14 protein-coding genes and 1 pseudogene are annotated in these 17162 nt (G+C 69.8%); 8 read left to right on the top strand and 7 right to left on the bottom strand.

Going from position 1 to position 17162, the window contains the following annotated elements:
- The first annotated feature begins 247 nt into the window (after positions 1–247).
- Positions 248–1630 (top strand): exodeoxyribonuclease VII large subunit, encoded by a 1383-nt coding sequence (xseA, locus tag ACN8ZM_RS13705; RefSeq protein ID WP_420210140.1) that lies wholly within the window; start codon positions 248–250, stop codon positions 1628–1630.
- 225 nt (positions 1631–1855) lie between these two features.
- A complete protein-coding gene (gene sodB / locus ACN8ZM_RS13700; protein WP_420210139.1) occupies positions 1856–2434 on the top strand; it encodes a superoxide dismutase [Fe] in 579 nt (192 codons plus the stop codon).
- A 106-nt stretch (positions 2435–2540) separates the two neighbouring features.
- Here sodB and chrA read toward each other — a convergent pair whose 3' ends face one another.
- Entirely contained in the window at positions 2541–3752 is a 1212-nt protein-coding gene (chrA, locus tag ACN8ZM_RS13695) for a chromate efflux transporter (RefSeq protein ID WP_420210138.1), read from the bottom strand.
- A gap of 86 nt (positions 3753–3838) precedes the next feature.
- Complete coding sequence (locus tag ACN8ZM_RS13690) at positions 3839–4546, bottom strand: Crp/Fnr family transcriptional regulator (protein ID WP_043190045.1); 708 nt, start codon at positions 4544–4546, stop codon at positions 3839–3841.
- Positions 4547–4627: 81 nt separating this feature from the next.
- Here ACN8ZM_RS13690 and ACN8ZM_RS13685 point away from each other — a divergent pair, with 81 nt between their 5' ends.
- The 3 genes from ACN8ZM_RS13685 to ACN8ZM_RS13675 all read left to right on the top strand — a co-directional run bounded on the left by ACN8ZM_RS13685 (position 4628) and on the right by ACN8ZM_RS13675 (position 6888).
- Complete coding sequence (locus tag ACN8ZM_RS13685) at positions 4628–5152, top strand: DUF962 domain-containing protein (RefSeq protein ID WP_089451166.1); 525 nt, start codon at positions 4628–4630, stop codon at positions 5150–5152.
- Complete coding sequence (locus ACN8ZM_RS13680) at positions 5145–6191, top strand: 2-dehydropantoate 2-reductase (protein WP_420210137.1); 1047 nt, start codon at positions 5145–5147, stop codon at positions 6189–6191. The genes ACN8ZM_RS13685 and ACN8ZM_RS13680 overlap by 8 nt, the downstream gene beginning before the upstream one ends.
- A 94-nt stretch (positions 6192–6285) precedes the next feature.
- Positions 6286–6888, top strand: coding sequence for a class I SAM-dependent methyltransferase (locus ACN8ZM_RS13675; RefSeq protein ID WP_420210136.1), 603 nt, complete (start codon positions 6286–6288; stop codon positions 6886–6888).
- 22 nt (positions 6889–6910) lie between these two features.
- On the opposite strand, the gene ACN8ZM_RS13670 is transcribed toward ACN8ZM_RS13675, so the two are convergent.
- Positions 6911–8185, bottom strand: coding sequence for an EAL domain-containing protein (locus ACN8ZM_RS13670; protein ID WP_089451163.1), 1275 nt, complete (start codon positions 8183–8185; stop codon positions 6911–6913).
- A 190-nt stretch (positions 8186–8375) separates the two neighbouring features.
- The gene (gene mdtD, locus ACN8ZM_RS13665) at positions 8376–9812 is read right to left on the bottom strand and encodes a multidrug transporter subunit MdtD (RefSeq protein ID WP_041492932.1); all 1437 of its coding nucleotides are present in this window, start codon (positions 9810–9812) and stop codon (positions 8376–8378) included.
- 218 nt (positions 9813–10030) lie between these two features.
- On the opposite strand from mdtD, the gene ACN8ZM_RS13660 reads away from it, so the two are divergent.
- Both ACN8ZM_RS13660 and ACN8ZM_RS13655 read left to right on the top strand, forming a co-directional pair.
- The gene (locus tag ACN8ZM_RS13660) at positions 10031–10354 is read left to right on the top strand and encodes a DUF2917 domain-containing protein (RefSeq protein ID WP_043190037.1); all 324 of its coding nucleotides are present in this window, start codon (positions 10031–10033) and stop codon (positions 10352–10354) included.
- Between the two features lie 459 nt (positions 10355–10813).
- Positions 10814–12205, top strand: coding sequence for a CoA transferase (locus tag ACN8ZM_RS13655; protein WP_420210135.1), 1392 nt, complete (start codon positions 10814–10816; stop codon positions 12203–12205).
- An 18-nt stretch (positions 12206–12223) separates the two neighbouring features.
- Here ACN8ZM_RS13655 and ACN8ZM_RS13650 read toward each other — a convergent pair whose 3' ends face one another.
- The gene (locus ACN8ZM_RS13650; protein WP_011352976.1) at positions 12224–12970 is read right to left on the bottom strand and encodes a GntR family transcriptional regulator; all 747 of its coding nucleotides are present in this window, start codon (positions 12968–12970) and stop codon (positions 12224–12226) included.
- A 166-nt stretch (positions 12971–13136) separates the two neighbouring features.
- On the opposite strand from ACN8ZM_RS13650, the gene ACN8ZM_RS13645 reads away from it, so the two are divergent.
- Complete coding sequence (locus tag ACN8ZM_RS13645; RefSeq protein WP_420210134.1) at positions 13137–13982, top strand: aldo/keto reductase; 846 nt, start codon at positions 13137–13139, stop codon at positions 13980–13982.
- Between the two features lie 306 nt (positions 13983–14288).
- On the opposite strand, the pseudogene ACN8ZM_RS13640 reads toward ACN8ZM_RS13645, so the two are convergent.
- Both ACN8ZM_RS13640 and ACN8ZM_RS13635 read right to left on the bottom strand, forming a co-directional pair.
- Positions 14289–15821 (bottom strand): annotated as a pseudogene (locus ACN8ZM_RS13640) (hypothetical protein); the annotation flags it as partial.
- Positions 15822–16112: 291 nt separating this feature from the next.
- Positions 16113–17123, bottom strand: coding sequence for a HoxN/HupN/NixA family nickel/cobalt transporter (locus tag ACN8ZM_RS13635; protein WP_420210133.1), 1011 nt, complete (start codon positions 17121–17123; stop codon positions 16113–16115).
- Positions 17124–17162: the final 39 nt, after the last annotated feature.

The raw sequence follows: 17162 nt of genomic DNA, 5'->3' as shown, positions 1-17162 counted from the left end.
TCGATTGCGTCAAACGCCCGCCGGGCGGGCTTCGAATCGGATGAGAATCGTTTCGAAAGTTTTAAAAATATATAAAAATCAATGTGTTACCGGGAATCGTCTGGTTTTTTTCGCGGTTTTCACGCGTTTTAAGCCGACGATTGCCAAAGTGTGGACACCTTCCGCGCGTCACCGCGCATGCGGCCGGTGCTGGACGTCGCGCGCGTGTCGGACTATCGTGTCGCCGCCAGCATTCATCCGACCGTCCATGCCTTCCGACTCCCCATTTGCCGCACCGGGCGCGACCCGCGGCGGCGACGAAGTGATTCCCGTTTCGGCGCTCAATCGTGCGATTTCGACGATGCTCGAGCGCTCGTTTCCGCTGCTGTGGATTTCGGGCGAAGTGTCGAATTTCACGCGCGCCGCGAGCGGCCACTGGTATTTCTCGATCAAGGACCAGCAGGCGCAGATGCGCTGCGTGATGTTCCGCGGTCGCGCGCAATACGCGGAGTTCACGCCGCGCGAAGGCGATCGCATCGAGGTGCGCGCGGTCGTCACGATGTACGAGCCGCGCGGCGAGGTGCAACTGAACGTCGAGGCCGTGCGGCGCACGGGCCAGGGGCGGCTTTACGAGGCGTTCCTGCGCCTGAAGGCGCAGCTCGAGAGCGAAGGGCTGTTCGCGCCCGAGCGCAAGCGGCCGCTGCCCGCCCATCCGCGTGCGATCGGCATCGTCACGTCGCTGCAGGCGGCCGCGCTGCGCGACGTGCTGACCACGCTCGCCCGCCGCGCGCCGCACATTCCGGTGATCGTCTATCCGGCACCCGTGCAGGGCGCCGGTTCCGCCGAAAAGCTCGTCGCGGCCGTCGAGACCGCGAATGCGCGCCGCGAGGTCGACGTGCTGCTGGTCTGTCGCGGGGGCGGCTCGATCGAGGATCTGTGGTCGTTCAACGACGAAGCGCTGGCGCGCGCGATCGCGGCGAGCGAACTGCCGGTCGTCAGCGGCGTCGGGCACGAAACCGATTTCACGATCGCGGATTTCGCGGCCGACGTGCGCGCGCCGACGCCGACCGGCGCGGCTGAGCTCGCGAGCCCGCAGCGCGCGCTGCTGCTGCGCGAGGTCGGCGAGCGCCAGCGGGCGCTCTCGCGCGGCATGGCGCGCCGGCTCGAACAGCGCGCGCAGCAGCTCGACTGGCTCGCGCGCCGGCTGGTGAGCCCGGCCGAACGGCTGCAGCGGCAGCGCACGCACGTCGAGCAGCTCGCGGTGCGGCTTGCCTCAGCGGCGTCGCGGCCGGTGCGCGACGCGCGCGCGCGTTTCGCGCTCGCGCAGCTGCGCTGGCAGCGTGCGCGGCCCGATCCGTCGCAGGCGCGCCTGGCGCTCGCGGGGCTGTCGCAGCGTCTGGCGCTGGCCTTGCAGCGCCGTCACGAACGCGACACGGCTCGCGTGTCAGCCTGTGCGGCAAGGCTCGAGGTGTTGAGCCCGCAGCGCACGCTCGAGCGCGGTTATGCGGCGCTGATCGATGCACAGACGGGCCGCGCGGTGCGCACGCCGAACGCGCTGAAGCCGCAGCGCCGCCTGACCGTGCATCTCGCGGAAGGCTCGGCCGACGTGTCGCTTGCCGATGTGCAGCCGCGGCTGACCGATACGATCTGATGTAACCGGCGCGCGCGCCGCGACGGTCGCGCAACCGGCAAACCGCGCGCCGGAACGGGTGCTGCGCAGCGCCGGCTCGTCCGGCCGGACGTTGCGTCAACATCGCTTTTCCGCATACCGCGGATAAATGGCCCGTGAGTTTGCGGGGTTATTCGTCCTCGCCTACAATCGGACGCTCGGCAGCATTCAACACAGCCTCCCTACATACTCAACGAAGGAATCGCCATGGCTCATACGCTCCCGCCGCTCCCGTACGCTGAAGACGCACTCGCGCCGACCATCTCGCTCGAGACGATCCAGTACCACTACGGCAAGCACCATCAGGCTTATGTGACGAACCTGAACAATCTGATCCCGGGCACGGAATTCGAAAACCTGTCGCTGGAAGAGATCGTGAAGAAGTCGTCGGACGGCATCTTCAACAACGCCGCGCAAATCTGGAACCACACGTTCTTCTGGAACAGCCTGTCGCCGAACGGCGGCGGCGCACCGACCGGCGCGCTGGGCGACGCGATCAACGCGAAGTGGGGTTCGTACGACGCATTCAAGGAAGCGTTCACGAAGGCCGCAGTCGGCACGTTCGGTTCGGGCTGGGCATGGCTGGTGAAGAAGGCTGACGGTTCGCTCGACATCGTGTCGACGAGCAACGCCGCAACGCCGCTGACGACCGCCGACAAGGCACTGCTGACGATCGACGTGTGGGAACACGCGTACTACATCGACTACCGCAACGCACGTCCGAAGTTCGTCGAAGCGTTCTGGAACATCGTGAACTGGGACTTCGCAGCGAAGAACTTCGCGTAAGGTCCGGCGCCTGCGCGCCGCTACGGCGCGCGGCACCCAGCAAAAAAGCCCTCGAAACGAGGGCTTTTTGTTTTTTGTGGCGAGCGAACGTGCCGCGCGTGCCCGATCAGGCCAGCAGGCCGAGCCCCCAGCCGAGCGCCGCGCTTGCGAGCACGACGGCCCATGGCGGCACGCGCCAGAACACCAGCGCGACGAATGCGACGAGCGCGGCGGCCAGATCGCGGGGCGCCACGATCGTGTCGGTCCAGACCGGGTGATAGAGCGCGGCGAGCAGCAGCCCGACGACGGCCGCGTTCACGCCCGCGAGCGCGGCCTGCATCCGCGTGCTGCGGCGCAGGCGTTCCCAGAACGGCGCGGTGCCGGCCACCAGCAGGAACGACGGCGCGAAGATCGACACCAGCGCGATCGTGCCGCCGAGCCAGCCGTTCGGCGCGTGGCGCAGCGACGCGCCGAGGAACGCCGAGAACGTGAACAGCGGCCCCGGCACCGCCTGCGCGACGCCATATCCGGCCAGGAATGCCGCATCGCCGACCCAGCCGGGCGCGACCACGGCCGCCTGCAGCAGCGGCAGCACCACGTGCCCGCCGCCGAACACGAGCGCACCCGTGCGGAAGAATGCATCGACGACGGCGAGCGTATCGGAGCGCAGCGCGCGGGCCGCGAACGGCAGCACGACGAGGAGCGCCGCGAACAGCGCGAGCCACAGCACGCCCGCGCGGGGCGACACGTGCAGCGGCAGCGGATCGTGGGCGCCGCGCGCCGGCTGCGGCAGCAGCACGAGGCCGGCCAGTCCGGCCGCGACGATCACGGCAACCTGCGCCCACGCGGCCGGCGCGAGCAGCGCGACGCAGGCAGCCGCGGTCATCAGCGTGACGCGGCGCGCATCCGGGCACAGCGTGCGCGCCATGCCCCACACGGCTTGCGCGATCACGGCGACCGACACGATGCGCAGCCCGTGCAGCGCACCGGCTTCGATCGGTGCGCCCGTCGCGTGCACGCCGAGCGCGAACAGCATCATCAGCAGCGCAGACGGCAGCGTGAAGCCGAGCCACGCGGCGAACATGCCCGCATAGCCGGCACGCGCGAGGCCGATCGCCATCCCGACCTGGCTGCTCGCGGGCCCCGGCAGGAACTGGCACAGCCCGACGAGATCCGCATACGAGCGCTCGGTGAGCCAGCTGCGCCGCGTGACGAATTCGGTGCGGAAGTAGCCGAGATGCGCGACCGGGCCGCCGAACGACGTGAGGCCGAGCCGCAGGAATGCGACGAACACCGGCCACGGATGGCGGGAGGGAGCGGAGGCAGTCGACGTGCTCAAGGCGGTGCGGGCGGATGAACGGACGAGCCGCCACGATAGCGCATCGCGGTGACGGCGGGGAGGCCGCGCCGCAGTGGTGCCAGCGCTCAGCGCACGCCGTCGGGCAACCCGCTCGCGCGCCGCAGCGCAGCGACGTCGACGAGCTCGATCTCGCCGACGTGCAGCCGCACGACGCCATCGGCCTGCAGCGCCTTCAGCAACTGGTTGGTGGTCTGCCGCGTCAGCGACAGCATCGCCGCGAGCGTTTCCTGCGACAGCCGGATGCGGGTGCGGCCGGCGCTGATCCCGCCATAGCCGTCGGCGATCATCAGCAGGCGGGCGGCGAGCCGCTGCGCGGCCGGCATCACGCTCATCGATTCGACGGTCAGGAAGCTCAGGCGCAGCTTCTGCGCCATCAGCAGCGCGAATTGCCGCCAGTATTGCGGCGTCGCGTCGAGGATCGCGAGCAGCGCGGCCTGCGGGACGTGCAGCAGCAACGCGTCGTCGAGCGCGATCGCATCGTGCGTGCGCGGCTGGCCGTCGAACAGCGCGATTTCGCCGAACCAGGTGACGGGCTCGGCCACGGTCAGCAGCGCTTCCTTGCCCTGCGGGTCGACCGCACCTATCGTGAGTGAACCGGCCAGGACGGCGTACAGCCCGCACGGCGGGTCGCCGCGCCGGAACAGCGCATGGCCGCCCGGCAGCCGGCGCAGCGCCGCGCGGGCAAGCAGGTCCGCGCGCAACGCGGGCGGCAGCGCGGCGAACCACGGGTTCGCTTCGATCTGCGGCAGGTACGGGGTGAGCGACGAGGGCATGGGCACGCGATGTCGGGTAGCTGACAGAGGTTCTCGGGCGTGACGCGCATCATAGCGCTCAATAACCGACCAGGAGACGCGATGAAGACGCTCGAAGACCATCTTTCCCAGTATGCGGCCTACCACCGAGACGCGCGCAACATCGCGACGCATCTGGTCGGGATCCCGATGATCGTGTTCGCGGCCGAGGTGCTGCTGTCGCGGCCGGCGCTCGGCATGCTGGCCGGCATCGCGCTGACGCCGGCGCTGCTGCTGGCCGTCGCGTTCGCGGTGTTTTACCTGCGCCTCGACCTGCGGTTCGGGATCGTGATGACCGCGCTGTTCGCGCTGGGCCTGTGGGCCGCGCAGGCGCTCGCGCTGCTGCCGACCGCGCAATGGCTCGCGATCGGCATCGGCGCGTTCGTCATTGGCTGGATCGTGCAGTTCGTCGGGCACTGGTTCGAAGGTCGCAAACCCGCGTTCGTCGACGATCTGGTGGGCCTGATGGTCGGGCCGCTGTTCGTCGTCGCCGAGGTCGCGTTCTTCGCGGGGCTGCGCGGCGACGTGCGCCGCGAAGTCGAGCGGCGGGCCGGCCCCGTGCACGGCGGCGCCCATTCGCATGTTTGACGCACCGGTCTGCGTGTTCGGCGCGGGTGCCGTCGGCTGCTATCTCGGCGGACGGCTCGCGGCGGCCGGCGTGAACGTGACGCTCGTCGGCCGCGCACGGATCGGCGACGCGATTCATCGGCATGGGCTGACGCTGACCGACCAGCGTGGCTACCGCGCGTCGGTCGCGCCGGCCGACGTCGTGTTCTCGACCGATCCCGCGGCTGCGGCCGCCGCGCGGCTCGTGCTCGTGACGGTGAAGTCGGCCGCGACGCGTGACGCCGCGGCGCAGCTTGCCGGCGTGCTGCGACCCGGCACGGTCGTGATCAGCTTCCAGAACGGCCTGCACAACGCCGACGTGCTGCGCGAGGCGCTGCCGCAAGCCACCGTGCTGGCCGGCATGGTGCCGTTCAACGTAATCGAACGGGAGCCCGGTGCGTTTCACCAGGGCTCGGCCGGCGCGCTGGCGGCCGACGCGTCCCCCGCGCTGCAGCCGTTCGCCGGTGCATTCGCGCGCGCCGGGCTGCCGCTCGCGCTGCATCGCGACATGCGGGCCGTGCAGTGGGCGAAGCTGCTGCTCAACCTGAACAACGCGGTCAACGCGCTCGCGAACCTGCCGCTGCGCGACGAGCTCGCGCAACGGGCGTATCGGCGCTGCGTCGCGCTCGCGCAGCGCGAAGCGCTGCACTGGCTGGCGCGGGCGGCGATCCGGCCCGCGCGGCTGACGCCATTGCCGGCCGCGTGGATCCCGGCCGTGCTCGACTTGCCAGACGCCGCGTTCCGCGTGCTCGGCGGCCGGATGCTTGCGATCGACCCGCTCGCGCGTTCGTCGATGTCGGACGATCTCGCGGCGGGGCGGGCGACGGAAGTCGAGTGGATCAGCGGCGAGGTCGTGCGGCTGGCCGCACGCTTCGGCGCGCAGGCGCCCGTCAATGCGCGACTGTGCGCGCTCGTGCACGACGCGGAACGCGCGGCGGCGCGCCCGGCCTGGCGCGGCGATGCGCTGTGGGCCGAGCTGACCGCGCGGGCGCCGCACGCGGGCGACGTGCGGGCCGCGTAGGCGGCTGCGTCACGCGTCGCGCGTGATGCCGCACGGGGGTGTGAACGGCTAAGATGCGGGGTGCGTCATACGACGCCTATGCGGAGCTGTCACCATGGTGGATCGCCCGACTCTCGATGCCTACGACGCCCATGCCGCGCAATACGCGCAGGACTGGCTCGACCAGGCTGCGCCTGACGACATGTACGCGCTGCTGGAGCAGCATTTCTCGCCGGGGCCGACCGCGGACGTCGGCTGCGGCGCCGGGCGCGATACGGCCTGGCTCGCGTCGCGCGGCTTCGACGTGCGCGGCTACGACGCGAGCGCCGCGCTGCTCGACGAGGCGCGGCGCCGCCATCCGGATCTCGCCTTCGAGCTGGCTGCACTGCCGGCGCTGGCCGGCGTGCCGTCCGGCGCGTTTCGCAACGTGCTGTGCGAAACGGTCGTCATGCATCTCGAACAGGCGGAAGCGGCGGCCGCCGCCACGCGGCTGGCCGAGCTCCTGATGCCGGGCGGCACGTTGTACATGAGCTGGCGGGTGGCCGGAAACGGCGCGTTGCGCGACGAGCGCGGCCGTCTTTACACGCCGCTCGATTCGGCGCGGATGCGGGCGGCGCTCGGCGCGGGCACGCAGGTGATCGACGAGCACGAGGTCGTCAGCCCCTCGTCCGGCAAGCGCGTGCACCGGCTGATCATCCGCAAGGCTGCCACCGCTTGAGCGTGGCGCGGCGGCGCCACGCTCATTCGCGGTTGAGTGCCGCTTCCCAGTTGATGTCGACGCAGAGCACCTGCATGCCGGTCGCGACCGGCGCGGCGATCGACGCGGTCACGCACAGGTGCGCCTCGTTGATCGACAGGTAGGGCGGCGTCAGGTGCACGCGGCCCGGCGCGCGCATCGCGTCGATGAAGTACGGGCGCCGTTCCCAGCTCGCGCCTTCGGAATGCAGCAGCGGCCGGAACCGCTTGGCGCGTTGCGAGACGCTGCCGCGTGCGAGCACGTTGTCGCCGATCTGGCGCCCCGATGCGTCGAGCAGGAAGCAGCGCGCGGTCTCGGGCAGCCCGAGTACGACGGCTGCCGCGTCGGTGAGCGGCGCGCCCGCGCCGAGTTTCCGGCTCGCTTCCTCGAGCGCCGCGACGTACGGCGCGAGCCGTTCCGCCTGCGTGCGCTCGCGTTCCGCGACGCGCAGCCGCAACGCGGCCGACAGCGTATCCATGCAGCCCGCGGCGGCCTGCGGCTGCACCGGCTCGACGCTCGGCCCCGCGAAGTACTGACCCTGCACGAAATCGACGTCGCACTCCAGCGCGATCAGCGCGTCGCGCTCGGTCGCGAGCCCGCCCATCAGCACGAGCTGGCCGGATTCGTGCAGCAGCGACACGAGCCCCGGCAGCACGCGTTCGAGATGCGAGTGCTCACTCGCCTGCGCGAGGATGCCGCGGTCGAGCGTGACGATGTCGGGATGCAGGTGCCACACGCGATCGATGTTCGAATGCTTCGCACCGAATCCGACGAGCGCGATCAGGAAGCCGGCCTTGCGCAGCCCGTCGACGATCGCCGCGTAGCGCGGCGTCTCGCCGCCCGCCTGCTCGGGCACTTCGAGCACCACGCGGTGCGGCGGCAGCCCGAGCGCCTTCAGGTTCGCGAGCATCGCGTCGCCGTAGACGGTGTCCATCAGCGCGGCCGGATGCAGGCTCAGGAAGAGCCATTCGTCATGGCTGTCGAACGCGTGGAAGTTGCCGAGATGCAGCGATTCGGCGAGCCGGCCGAGCTCGAGCAGGTCGCCGCGCCGCGCTGCCTGCGTGAACACCTCGTGCGACGCCACCTGGCGGCTTTCCTCGTCGTGCGCACGCAGCGACGCGTGATAGCCGATCGCGCGGCGGTGCGACACCGAGAAAACGGGCTGGAACACGCTGAACACGGTGTAGCCGCCGTACAGCACGGTGCGCCGGTTCCCGTCGTCGCCGGCGACGGGGCGGGGCGGCTGAAAGCCGGGGGGATCGATTTCGATCATGCTCATGATGTCGGCCGAAGGAAGACTGCCAGTTTACCTAGAGAATAGGCGAGCAAGAAGCGTGCACGGCATCGTGCCCCGTGCGGCGGCGCGTCGCGGTCGGGCTGCCGGGCACGGCAGGCGTTTCAAATGCGCATCGCGGGGCCGCGTCGCACCAAAAAGGTGCGCATCGACCCGGTTCGGCGCGCGCCGTGCGTCACGCGCGTTCCGACGGGTCGGTCTTGCGCGCGGTGCTGCGGATCTCGGGCGCGAGCTGCGCGAAGATCCACGCGGACGCGGCCGTGATGATCCCGACGCAGATGAAGGTCGCATGGAACGCGGGCAGCGTGTTGCTTGGCGTGACGGTGCGCAGCATGCCGGTGAAGGTCGCGAGCAAGGCCCCCGCGACCGTGACGCCGAGGCTCATCGACAGCATCTGCACGAGCGAGAACAGGCTGTTGCCGCTGCTCGCGCCGCCGGTGCCGAGATCCTTCAGCGTCAGCGTGTTCATCGCGGTGAACTGCATCGAGTTGAAGCCGCCGAACAGCGCGAGATGCACGACCTTCACCCAGACGGGCACCGTGTCGCGCATCAGCGCGAAGCTCGCCATCATCACACCGACCATGATCGTGTTCGCGAGCAGCACCTTGCGGTAGCCGTGCCGCGTGATCAGGCGCGTGATGATCCGCTTCGAGAACATCCCGGCGGCGGCCACCGGCAGCATCATCAGCCCGGCCTCGAACGCCGAGTAGCCGAGGCTCACCTGCAGCAGCAGCGGGATCAGGTACGGCATCGCGCCGCTGCCGATCCGCGCGAACAGGTTGCCGAGCAGCCCGACGCTGAACGTGTGGATCCGGAACAGCTCGAGCGAGAAGATCGGCTGCGGCGCGCGCACCGCGTACAGCCCGTATGCGACGAAGCACGCGAGGCTCAGGATCAGCAGCACGAGCACGGCCGCGTGCTGCATGCCGAGATCGGCGAGCCCGTCGAGCGACAGCGAGATCGCGACCATGCCGATCGTCAGCAGCAGATAGCCCTTCAGGTCGAAGCGGCCGACGGCCGGGTTGCGCGAATCGGGCATCGAATAGAAGGTCGCGATGCAGCCGGCGACGCCGACCGGCACGTTGATCAGGAAGATCCAGTGCCATGACGCGATCTTCACGAGCCAGCCGCCGAGCGTCGGCCCGATCAGCGGGCCGATCAGGCCGGGAATCGCGACGAACGACAGCGCGGGCAGGTAGCGTTCGGCCGGGAACGTGCGCAGCACCGCGAGCCGCCCGACCGGCAGCAGCATCGCGCCGCCGACCCCCTGCACCACGCGGAACGCGACGAGCTGCGTCAGCGTATGCGCGTTCGCGCACAGCAGCGAGCCGAGCGAGAACACCAGGATCGCGCTGAAGAACACGCGCCGCGTGCCGAACGTGTCGGCGAGCCAGCCCGACACGGGGATCATCACCGCCATCGTCAGCGAGTACGCGATCACGACCGACTGCATGCGCAGCGGCGATTCGCCGAGGCTCGCGGCCATCGACGGCAGCGCCGTGTTCACGATCGTCGAATCGAGCGTCTGCATGAAGAAGCCCGTCGCGACGAGCCAGAGCATCACGGTGAGGTTCTTTTCGCCGGGAGCGGCGGCAGGCGGGCGCTGGAACATGGAGGCGGGGTGGTGGCGCGGGACAGCCGACATTGTAGGGAAAGCCATCGCTTCGTGCCGGTTCGGCGCAAGGACGGCGCGAAGTCCGGCCTGCGGGTGCCCGTCCTCGTCGAGTGACCAGTACAGTTCAGTCGAAAGTGTCTGCAGCCGTATCTGTCCGTGTGCTGCCACTGTCCGAAATACTGATGCCATCGGACCCATGCGACCAGGAGGCTGCCATGCGCGAACTGCGAATTTACGTGATCGATGGCGACGAGCCGGCCGGTCGGTGGCGGATCGTCGATCGCACCTCGCTGGAGGTGGCCGACGGCGAGGTCTGGGTGACGATCGAGGGGCGGCACGACGATCACTGGCTCGGCGTCGGCGATGCGCTGATGCTCACGCCCGGCATGCGCGTATGGGTCAGCGCGGGGTCGCACGGTGCGACGTTCGCGTTTGGTCCGCTCGAGGTGACGGCCCGGCGCGCCGCGCAGGCGTGGTGGCGGCCGCTCGTCGCCTGGCGCGACGGCCGGCGTCACGCGCACGCGTCGCTGCCGACTTAGCACGCTCGGGGCTGGATCGATTTTCTGTCTTCGTATCGTTCGAACACATGCGCGATCCGGCCGGACGTGAGGTCATTGGCGATCTGCGTGATCGGTGAGCCCGGCTCTGGCACACCCCGGTCGAGAGGGCGTTCGACGACACCATCCGGGCGTTTCGCGTCGACACGACGGCGTGCGGGTAGCCGCATCGTGTCCGGGGGGCTGCAGCGGAGCAGGGGCGCGCCGTCCGGCGACGAGCGCAGCGGGCCGCGGTGCAAATGTGCAGGGGGGCGCGCCGGCATCGAGGATGCCGGCAGGGTTCCTGCGCGTTGGGGGATGGGATGCCGGCCGCTCCTGCCGGGGCGCAGGAGATACACCCGAACTACGACCGTGCGTGACATGCTGATTCGCGCAATCGGGATTGCTCGCGACTGTCGCGACTTCTAGACTCGATCTTGTCTTCCCGCCGCCCTTCTCGCCATGACACCCGAACTCGCGTTGACGCATCTGTGGCAGCTCGCACACGGCGCCCCCGACGCGCTGGCCCGTGCGACCGTGACGGGGCAGGATCCGACGCTGCCGTCGACCTTCCGGGTCGGCACGCTCGCCGCGGCGACGATCGCGGCAGCCGGGCTCGCGGCGGCCGAATGCCACCGGCTTCGCACTCGTGTCGCGCAATCCGTCGACGTGTCGGTGCGCGACGCGCTCGTCGCGTTCCGCAGCGAACGCTACCTGCGCGTGGACGATGGCCCGCCGCCGGAGTTGCGTCATCCGGTGACGGGCTTCTTCGAGACGGGCGACGGACGCTGGATCCAGTTGCACGCGAACTTCCCGCATCACCTGCGCGGGATTCTCGACGTACTCGGCTGCGGCGCGCAGCGGGACGACGTCGCAGCGGCGATCCGCACGCGGGACGGTGCGGCGCTCGATACCGCGCTGGCCGAGGCCGGGCTGTGCGCCGCATTGATCAGAACACCTGACGAGTGGGCGGCGCACGAGCAGGCGCGCGCGATCGCATCGCTGCCGCTGTTCGAGATCGAGCGGATCGGCGACGCGCCGGTCGAGCCGATCGGCCGCGACGAAGCCGGCCAGCCGCTCGCGGGTGTGCGCGTGCTCGATCTCACGCGCATCATCGCGGGGCCGGTCGCGGGCCGCACGCTGGCGTCGCACGGCGCGCAGACGCTGCTCGTCAACGGCCCGCACCTGCCGAACATCGCGCCGCTCGTGATCGACAACGGGCGCGGCAAGCGTTCGACATGGATCGACCTGCGCGATGAGGCGGGCATCGATACGCTGCACGCGCTCGCATGCGACGCGGATGTGTTCCTGCAGTCGTACCGGCCCGGTGCACTCGCGGCGCGCGGCTTCGCGCCGCACGCGCTGGCGGCGCGGCGGCCCGGCATCGTGTACGTGTCGATATCGGCGTACGGGCACGCGGGGCCGTGGGCGCAGCGGCGCGGCTTCGACAGCCTCGTGCAGTCGGCGAGCGGGATCGCGTGGCGAGAGCAGCAGGCTGCGCATGCGGACGGGCCGCGCCACTTGCCGTGCCAGGCGCTCGATCATGCGACGGGTTATCTCGCGGCGTTCGGCGCGATGATCGCGCTCGCGCGCCGGGCACGCGAAGGGGGAAGCTGGCACGTGCGACTGTCACTGGCGCAGACGGGACGCTGGCTGCAGTCGTTCGGCCTCGTGCCGGACGGTCTGCAGGCGCCCGATTTCGCGCGCACCGACGTGCGCGACCGGATCGAGCGCATCACGTCGCCGTTCGGCACGCTCGACGTGGTGCGGCCGGCCGAGCGGTTGTCGGTGACACCGCCCGCATTGACGCGCCCGCCCGTGCCGCTCGGCTCCGACGATGCGCGCTGGCTGTGAGGGCCGGCGCGGCTGGCGTTACTTGCGCAGCTCGACGACGAAGTCGTAGTAGTCGTTGCGGCAGTAGGTATCGGTCAGTTCGATCGCGCGCTGGTCAGACGTATAGCCGATTCGCGTGATCAGCAGCAGCGCGTCGTGCGGCGCGATGCCCATCTGCTCGGCGATCTCGTCGGTCGCGTTGACCGCGCGGAAATGCTGCAGCGCGCGCACGATCGGCGTGCCGCGCGCTTCAAGATAGCTGTACAGCGAACCGCCGATCGCCTGCGGATCGGGGATCAGCGTCGCCGGAAACGTCGAATTCTCGACCGCCATCACGATGCCGTCGGCGAGGCGCAGGCGCTTCAGGCGCGTGACCGATGCGGCCGGCGACAGCCCGAGCTGGATCACCTCGTCGCGGTTCGCCGGCTGGATCTCGCGCGCGAGCCATTGCGAGCTCGGCTTGAAGCCGCGCCGTTCGAGCATTTCGCTGAAGCTCGACAGCCGCGACAGCGGATCTTCGTAGCGCGGCTGGATGAAGTTGCCGGCGCCCTGCGTGCGGCGAATCAGGCCTTGCTCGACGAGCAGCGCGATCGCCTTGCGCGCGGTGATGCGCGAAACGCCGAGCGCGTCGGACAGCACGCGCTCGGACGGCAATGCCTCACCGGCCGTCCAGCGGTTGTCGTGGATCGCATCACCGAGCTTGCGGGCGAGCTGCAGGTAGAGCGGCGTGTCGTTGTCGGGGTCGGGGCGCAGGTCCTGCCAGCGGTCGTCCGTGGATGCCTTCATGGAGTGGGTATCGATCAGGTTGCGGCCATTCTAAGTCATCACGTGGCGCCGTTATAGCCGGTTTTTGCCGTGCAATAGGTGAATGGCGCGCCGATTGACTACACTGATGCGTCGTATTCCATGGCTGGGCCGCGGTGCGCGGCCACCGATCCGCAACGAGGAACGCATGACAGACACGATCGCCACGGTCGTCCTGCCGGACGGCGAGACGATTCCGAAGCTTGGCCTGGGCACGTGGGAAATGGGCGAGCGGCCGGCCCGGCGCGCGGACGAGATTGCCGCGCTGCGCGAGGGCGTCGCGCTCGGGATGACGCTGGTCGATACGGCCGAGATGTACGGCGACGGTGCGACCGAGGAACTGGTCGGCGAGGCGCTCGCGGGCTTGCGCGACGACGTGTTCCTCGTCAGCAAGGTCTATCCGCACCATGCGAGCCGGCGCGGTGTCGTCGCGGCGTGCGACGCGAGCCTCAAGCGCCTGGGTACCGATCGTCTCGACCTGTACCTGCTGCACTGGCGCGGCTCGGTGCCGCTCGAGGAGACGGTCGAGGGCTTCGAGGCGCTGCGGCGCGCGGGCAAGATTCGTCACTGGGGTGTCAGCAATTTCGATACGGCCGACATGGCCGAGCTCGTCGATGAAGCCGGTGGCGACGCGTGCGCGACCAACCAGATCCTCTACAACATCGCGCGGCGCGGCCCGGAGTTCGACCTGCTGCCGTGGCTGGCCGAGCACCGGATGCCGGCGATGGCGTACAGCCCGGTCGATCACGGGCGGCTGCCGAAGCGCTCGCCGCTCGACGAGATCGCACGGCAGCGCGGCGTGTCGGTGATGCGCGTCGCGCTCGCGTGGGTGCTCGCGCAGCCGGGGGTGTTCGCGATCCCGAAGGCGTCGCGGATCGAACACGTGCGCGACAACCGGGCCGCGCTCGATTTCATGTTCAGCGATGACGAGCGCGCGCAGCTTGACGCGTACTTCCGTCCGCCACGCAGCAAGCGCGCGCTCGAGATGCTCTGACGACACCCGGCCGGGCACCGCGGCCGGTCAGTGGTTGGCGCCGGACGATCCGCCGTTGCCGTGACCGCCGCCATTGCCATTCCCGGTGCCATGGCCGTTGCCGACACCGTTGGCCCCGCCATTGCCGGCGCCGCCACTGCCGTTTCCATTGCCGTTGCCGCCGCCATTGCCGTGACCGCCGTGGCCACCGCCGCTGCCGTCGCCATGGCCACCACCATTGCCGTGACTGCCGCCGCTGCCGTCGCCATGGCCACCGCCATTGCCGCGACCGCCGCCGTCACCATCGCCATGGCCACCGCCGTTGCCGTGACCGCCGCCGTCACCATCGCCATGGCCACCGCCATTGCCGTGACCGCCGCCGTTGCCATCGCCGTGGCCACCGCCATTGCCGTGACCGCCGCCGTTGCCATCGCCGTGGCCACCATCGCCGTGACTGCCGCCGTTGCCGTCGCCATGGCCACCGCCGTTGCCGTGGCCGCCGCCGTCACCATCGCCATGGCCACCATTGCCGTGACCGCCGCCATCACCATTGCCGTGGCCATCACTGCCGTGACCGCCGCCATCACCATTGCCGTGGCCACCACTGCCGTGACCGCCGCCGTCACCATCGCCGTGGCCGCCACTGCCGTGACCGCCGCCGTCACCATCGCCGTGACCACCACTGCCGTGACCGCCGCCATCACCGTCGCCATGGCCGCCGTTGCCGTGACCGCCGTTGCCGTGACCGCCGCCGTCACCATCGCCGTGGCCGCCGTTGCCGTGACCACCGCCATCACCGTCGCCATGGCCACCGTTGCCGTGACCGCCGCCATCACCGTCGCCATGGCCGCCGTTGCCGTGACCACCGCCATCACCATCACCACCACCGCCGTGGCCACCGTGTCCGCCGTGACCTCCACCGCCGGAGGTGCCGCCGCCGGAAGTACCGCCACCGGAAGTGCCCCCGCCGGAAGTACCACCACCGGAAGTACCGCCACCGGAAGTGCCTCCGCCCGAAGTACCGCCACCGGAAGTGCCTCCGCCGGACGTACCGCCACCGGAAGTGCCACCGCCGGAAGTACCGCCACCGGAAGTGCCTCCGCCCGAAGTACCGCCACCGGAAGTACCGCCACCGGAAGTGCCCCCGCCGGAAGTACCACCACCGGAAGTACCGCCACCGGAAGTGCCTCCGCCCGAAGTACCGCCACCGGAAGTACCGCCACCGGAAGTGCCCCCGCCGGAAGTACCACCACCGGAAGTACCGCCACCGGAAGTGCCTCCGCCCGAAGTACCGCCACCGGAAGTGCCCCCGCCGGAAGTACCACCACCGGAAGTACCGCCACCGGAAGTACCGCCACCGGAAGTGCCTCCGCCCGAAGTACCGCCACCGGAAGTGCCACCACCGGAAGTACCACCACCCGAAGAACCACCACCCGAACCCCCGGTGCCAGACGCATTCCCTCCGCGGCCCGAGCCACCCGAACCACTCGTACCGCCGGATGTTCCGCTCGTCGTTCCACCGACGCCAGCAGGTCCGACGGTACCGTTCCCGTTGTTGCCACTGCCGCTGCCATTGCCATTTCCGCTACCGGGGCTGCCGCCGCTGCCATTGCCATTGCCGCCGGCGCGACCGCCGGCGAAGACGTGCACCGCGCACGCAGCCGGATTGGCTGCGCAAGGCGAAGCGTCGTCGACCAGCGTCATGATGGCGTCCGCGTTGGCAACTGCATCGGCCGCGGAGTCCGGTGTCGCATCCTGCGCGACGGCATACGAGCAGCAACACGCGAACGCGGCTGCGGCGAACAAGGTTGCGCGATAGCGCCGTCCCGGCGTACGGAACGGTTGTTTCGTCTTGAGCATCATGGCCTCCCCATGCGCGCGATGCCTCGTCGCCGCGCGGCGATCTACGTGTGGTGCAGGGGGCCAGTAAAGGTTCGTAGTCCTGTCGGCAGCCGATCGCTTTCGGGCGGGCGCTGGACGCCAGCCGAGATCGCGGAACGGCATGCGGGCCCGCCGTGCAGAATCCCTATCTGCGAGATTCGTGCCACCGGCCGCTTACGCCCGTCGCACAAGGCGCACGCAGGCGCGCGACGGCGCATGCAACGTTTTTGGGGGGAATTTTGTTTCCGGAATGAAACGTCTGAGCTAAGTTCAGCGCGCCGGCGCGTCGGCCGCGCGCTGCCAGCGGTGGAACAGGATCGACGCGATCCAGCAGACGAGAAACAGCGCGACGATGCCATAGCCGATCGTGCCGAAGCGGTCGCCGACCGCGTCGAGCGCATCGCGCACCGGGCCCGTCAGCGACAGCTTGTCCGCGAGCAGGCTGGCGGCCTCGATCCCGCCGATCGCGATCGCGACGGCCGCCGACACGAACGTGATGCTCGCGTTGTAGAGCAGCTTGCGCTGCGGATCGTCCATCGCCCAGCCGTACGCATGAATCATCAGCACGTTGTCGGTTGAATCGATCAGCGTCATGCCGGCCGTGAACAGCGCGGGAAACAGCATCACCGTGTAGACCGGCAGCCCCTGGCTCGCCTGCGCGGCCGCGATCGCGAGCAGGCCGATTTCGGTTGCAGTATCGAAACCCAGCCCGAACAGTACGCCGACCGGGTACATGTGCCAGCTCTTCGACACGAACCGGAACAGCGGACGCAGCAGCCGGGACACGAGCCCGGCAGGACGGTGCACATGCGTGGCATCGTGCGTGTGCCCGTGCGTGCCGCGATAGCGCCGCCACAGATCGCGCAGGATCACCAGGTTCACGCACGCGAGCACGAGCAGGAAGGTGGCTGACACCGCCGTGCCGATCGTGCCGCCGATCTCGCGGAACGCATCGAACCGGTCGCGCAGCGCGAACGCGGTGAGCGCGATGCCGAGCGTCGCGGCGATCACGATCGTCGAATGGCCGAGCGAGAAGAACAGGCCGACGCTCACCGGGCGCTGGCCGTCCTGCATCAGCTTGCGCGTCGCGACGTCGATCGCCGCGATATGATCGGCATCGACCGCATGACGCAAACCGAGCCCGTATGCGATCGCGGCTGTGCCGAGCAGCAGCGGATGATCGTGCAGCACCGCGAGCGCCCACAGCCAGACAGCGGCGTTCGCGGCGATCAGGCCGGCATAGAGGATCAGCAGGCGGCGCAGGGCAGGGGTGGACGGCATCGGGACGGTTCCATCTGACGAATCGCGATGCATTGTGTC

It is taken from the genome of Burkholderia aenigmatica (assembly GCF_048627025.1).
Lineage (GTDB): Bacteria > Pseudomonadota > Gammaproteobacteria > Burkholderiales > Burkholderiaceae > Burkholderia > Burkholderia aenigmatica.
This window is presented reverse-complemented; position numbering and strand designations above follow the sequence as displayed.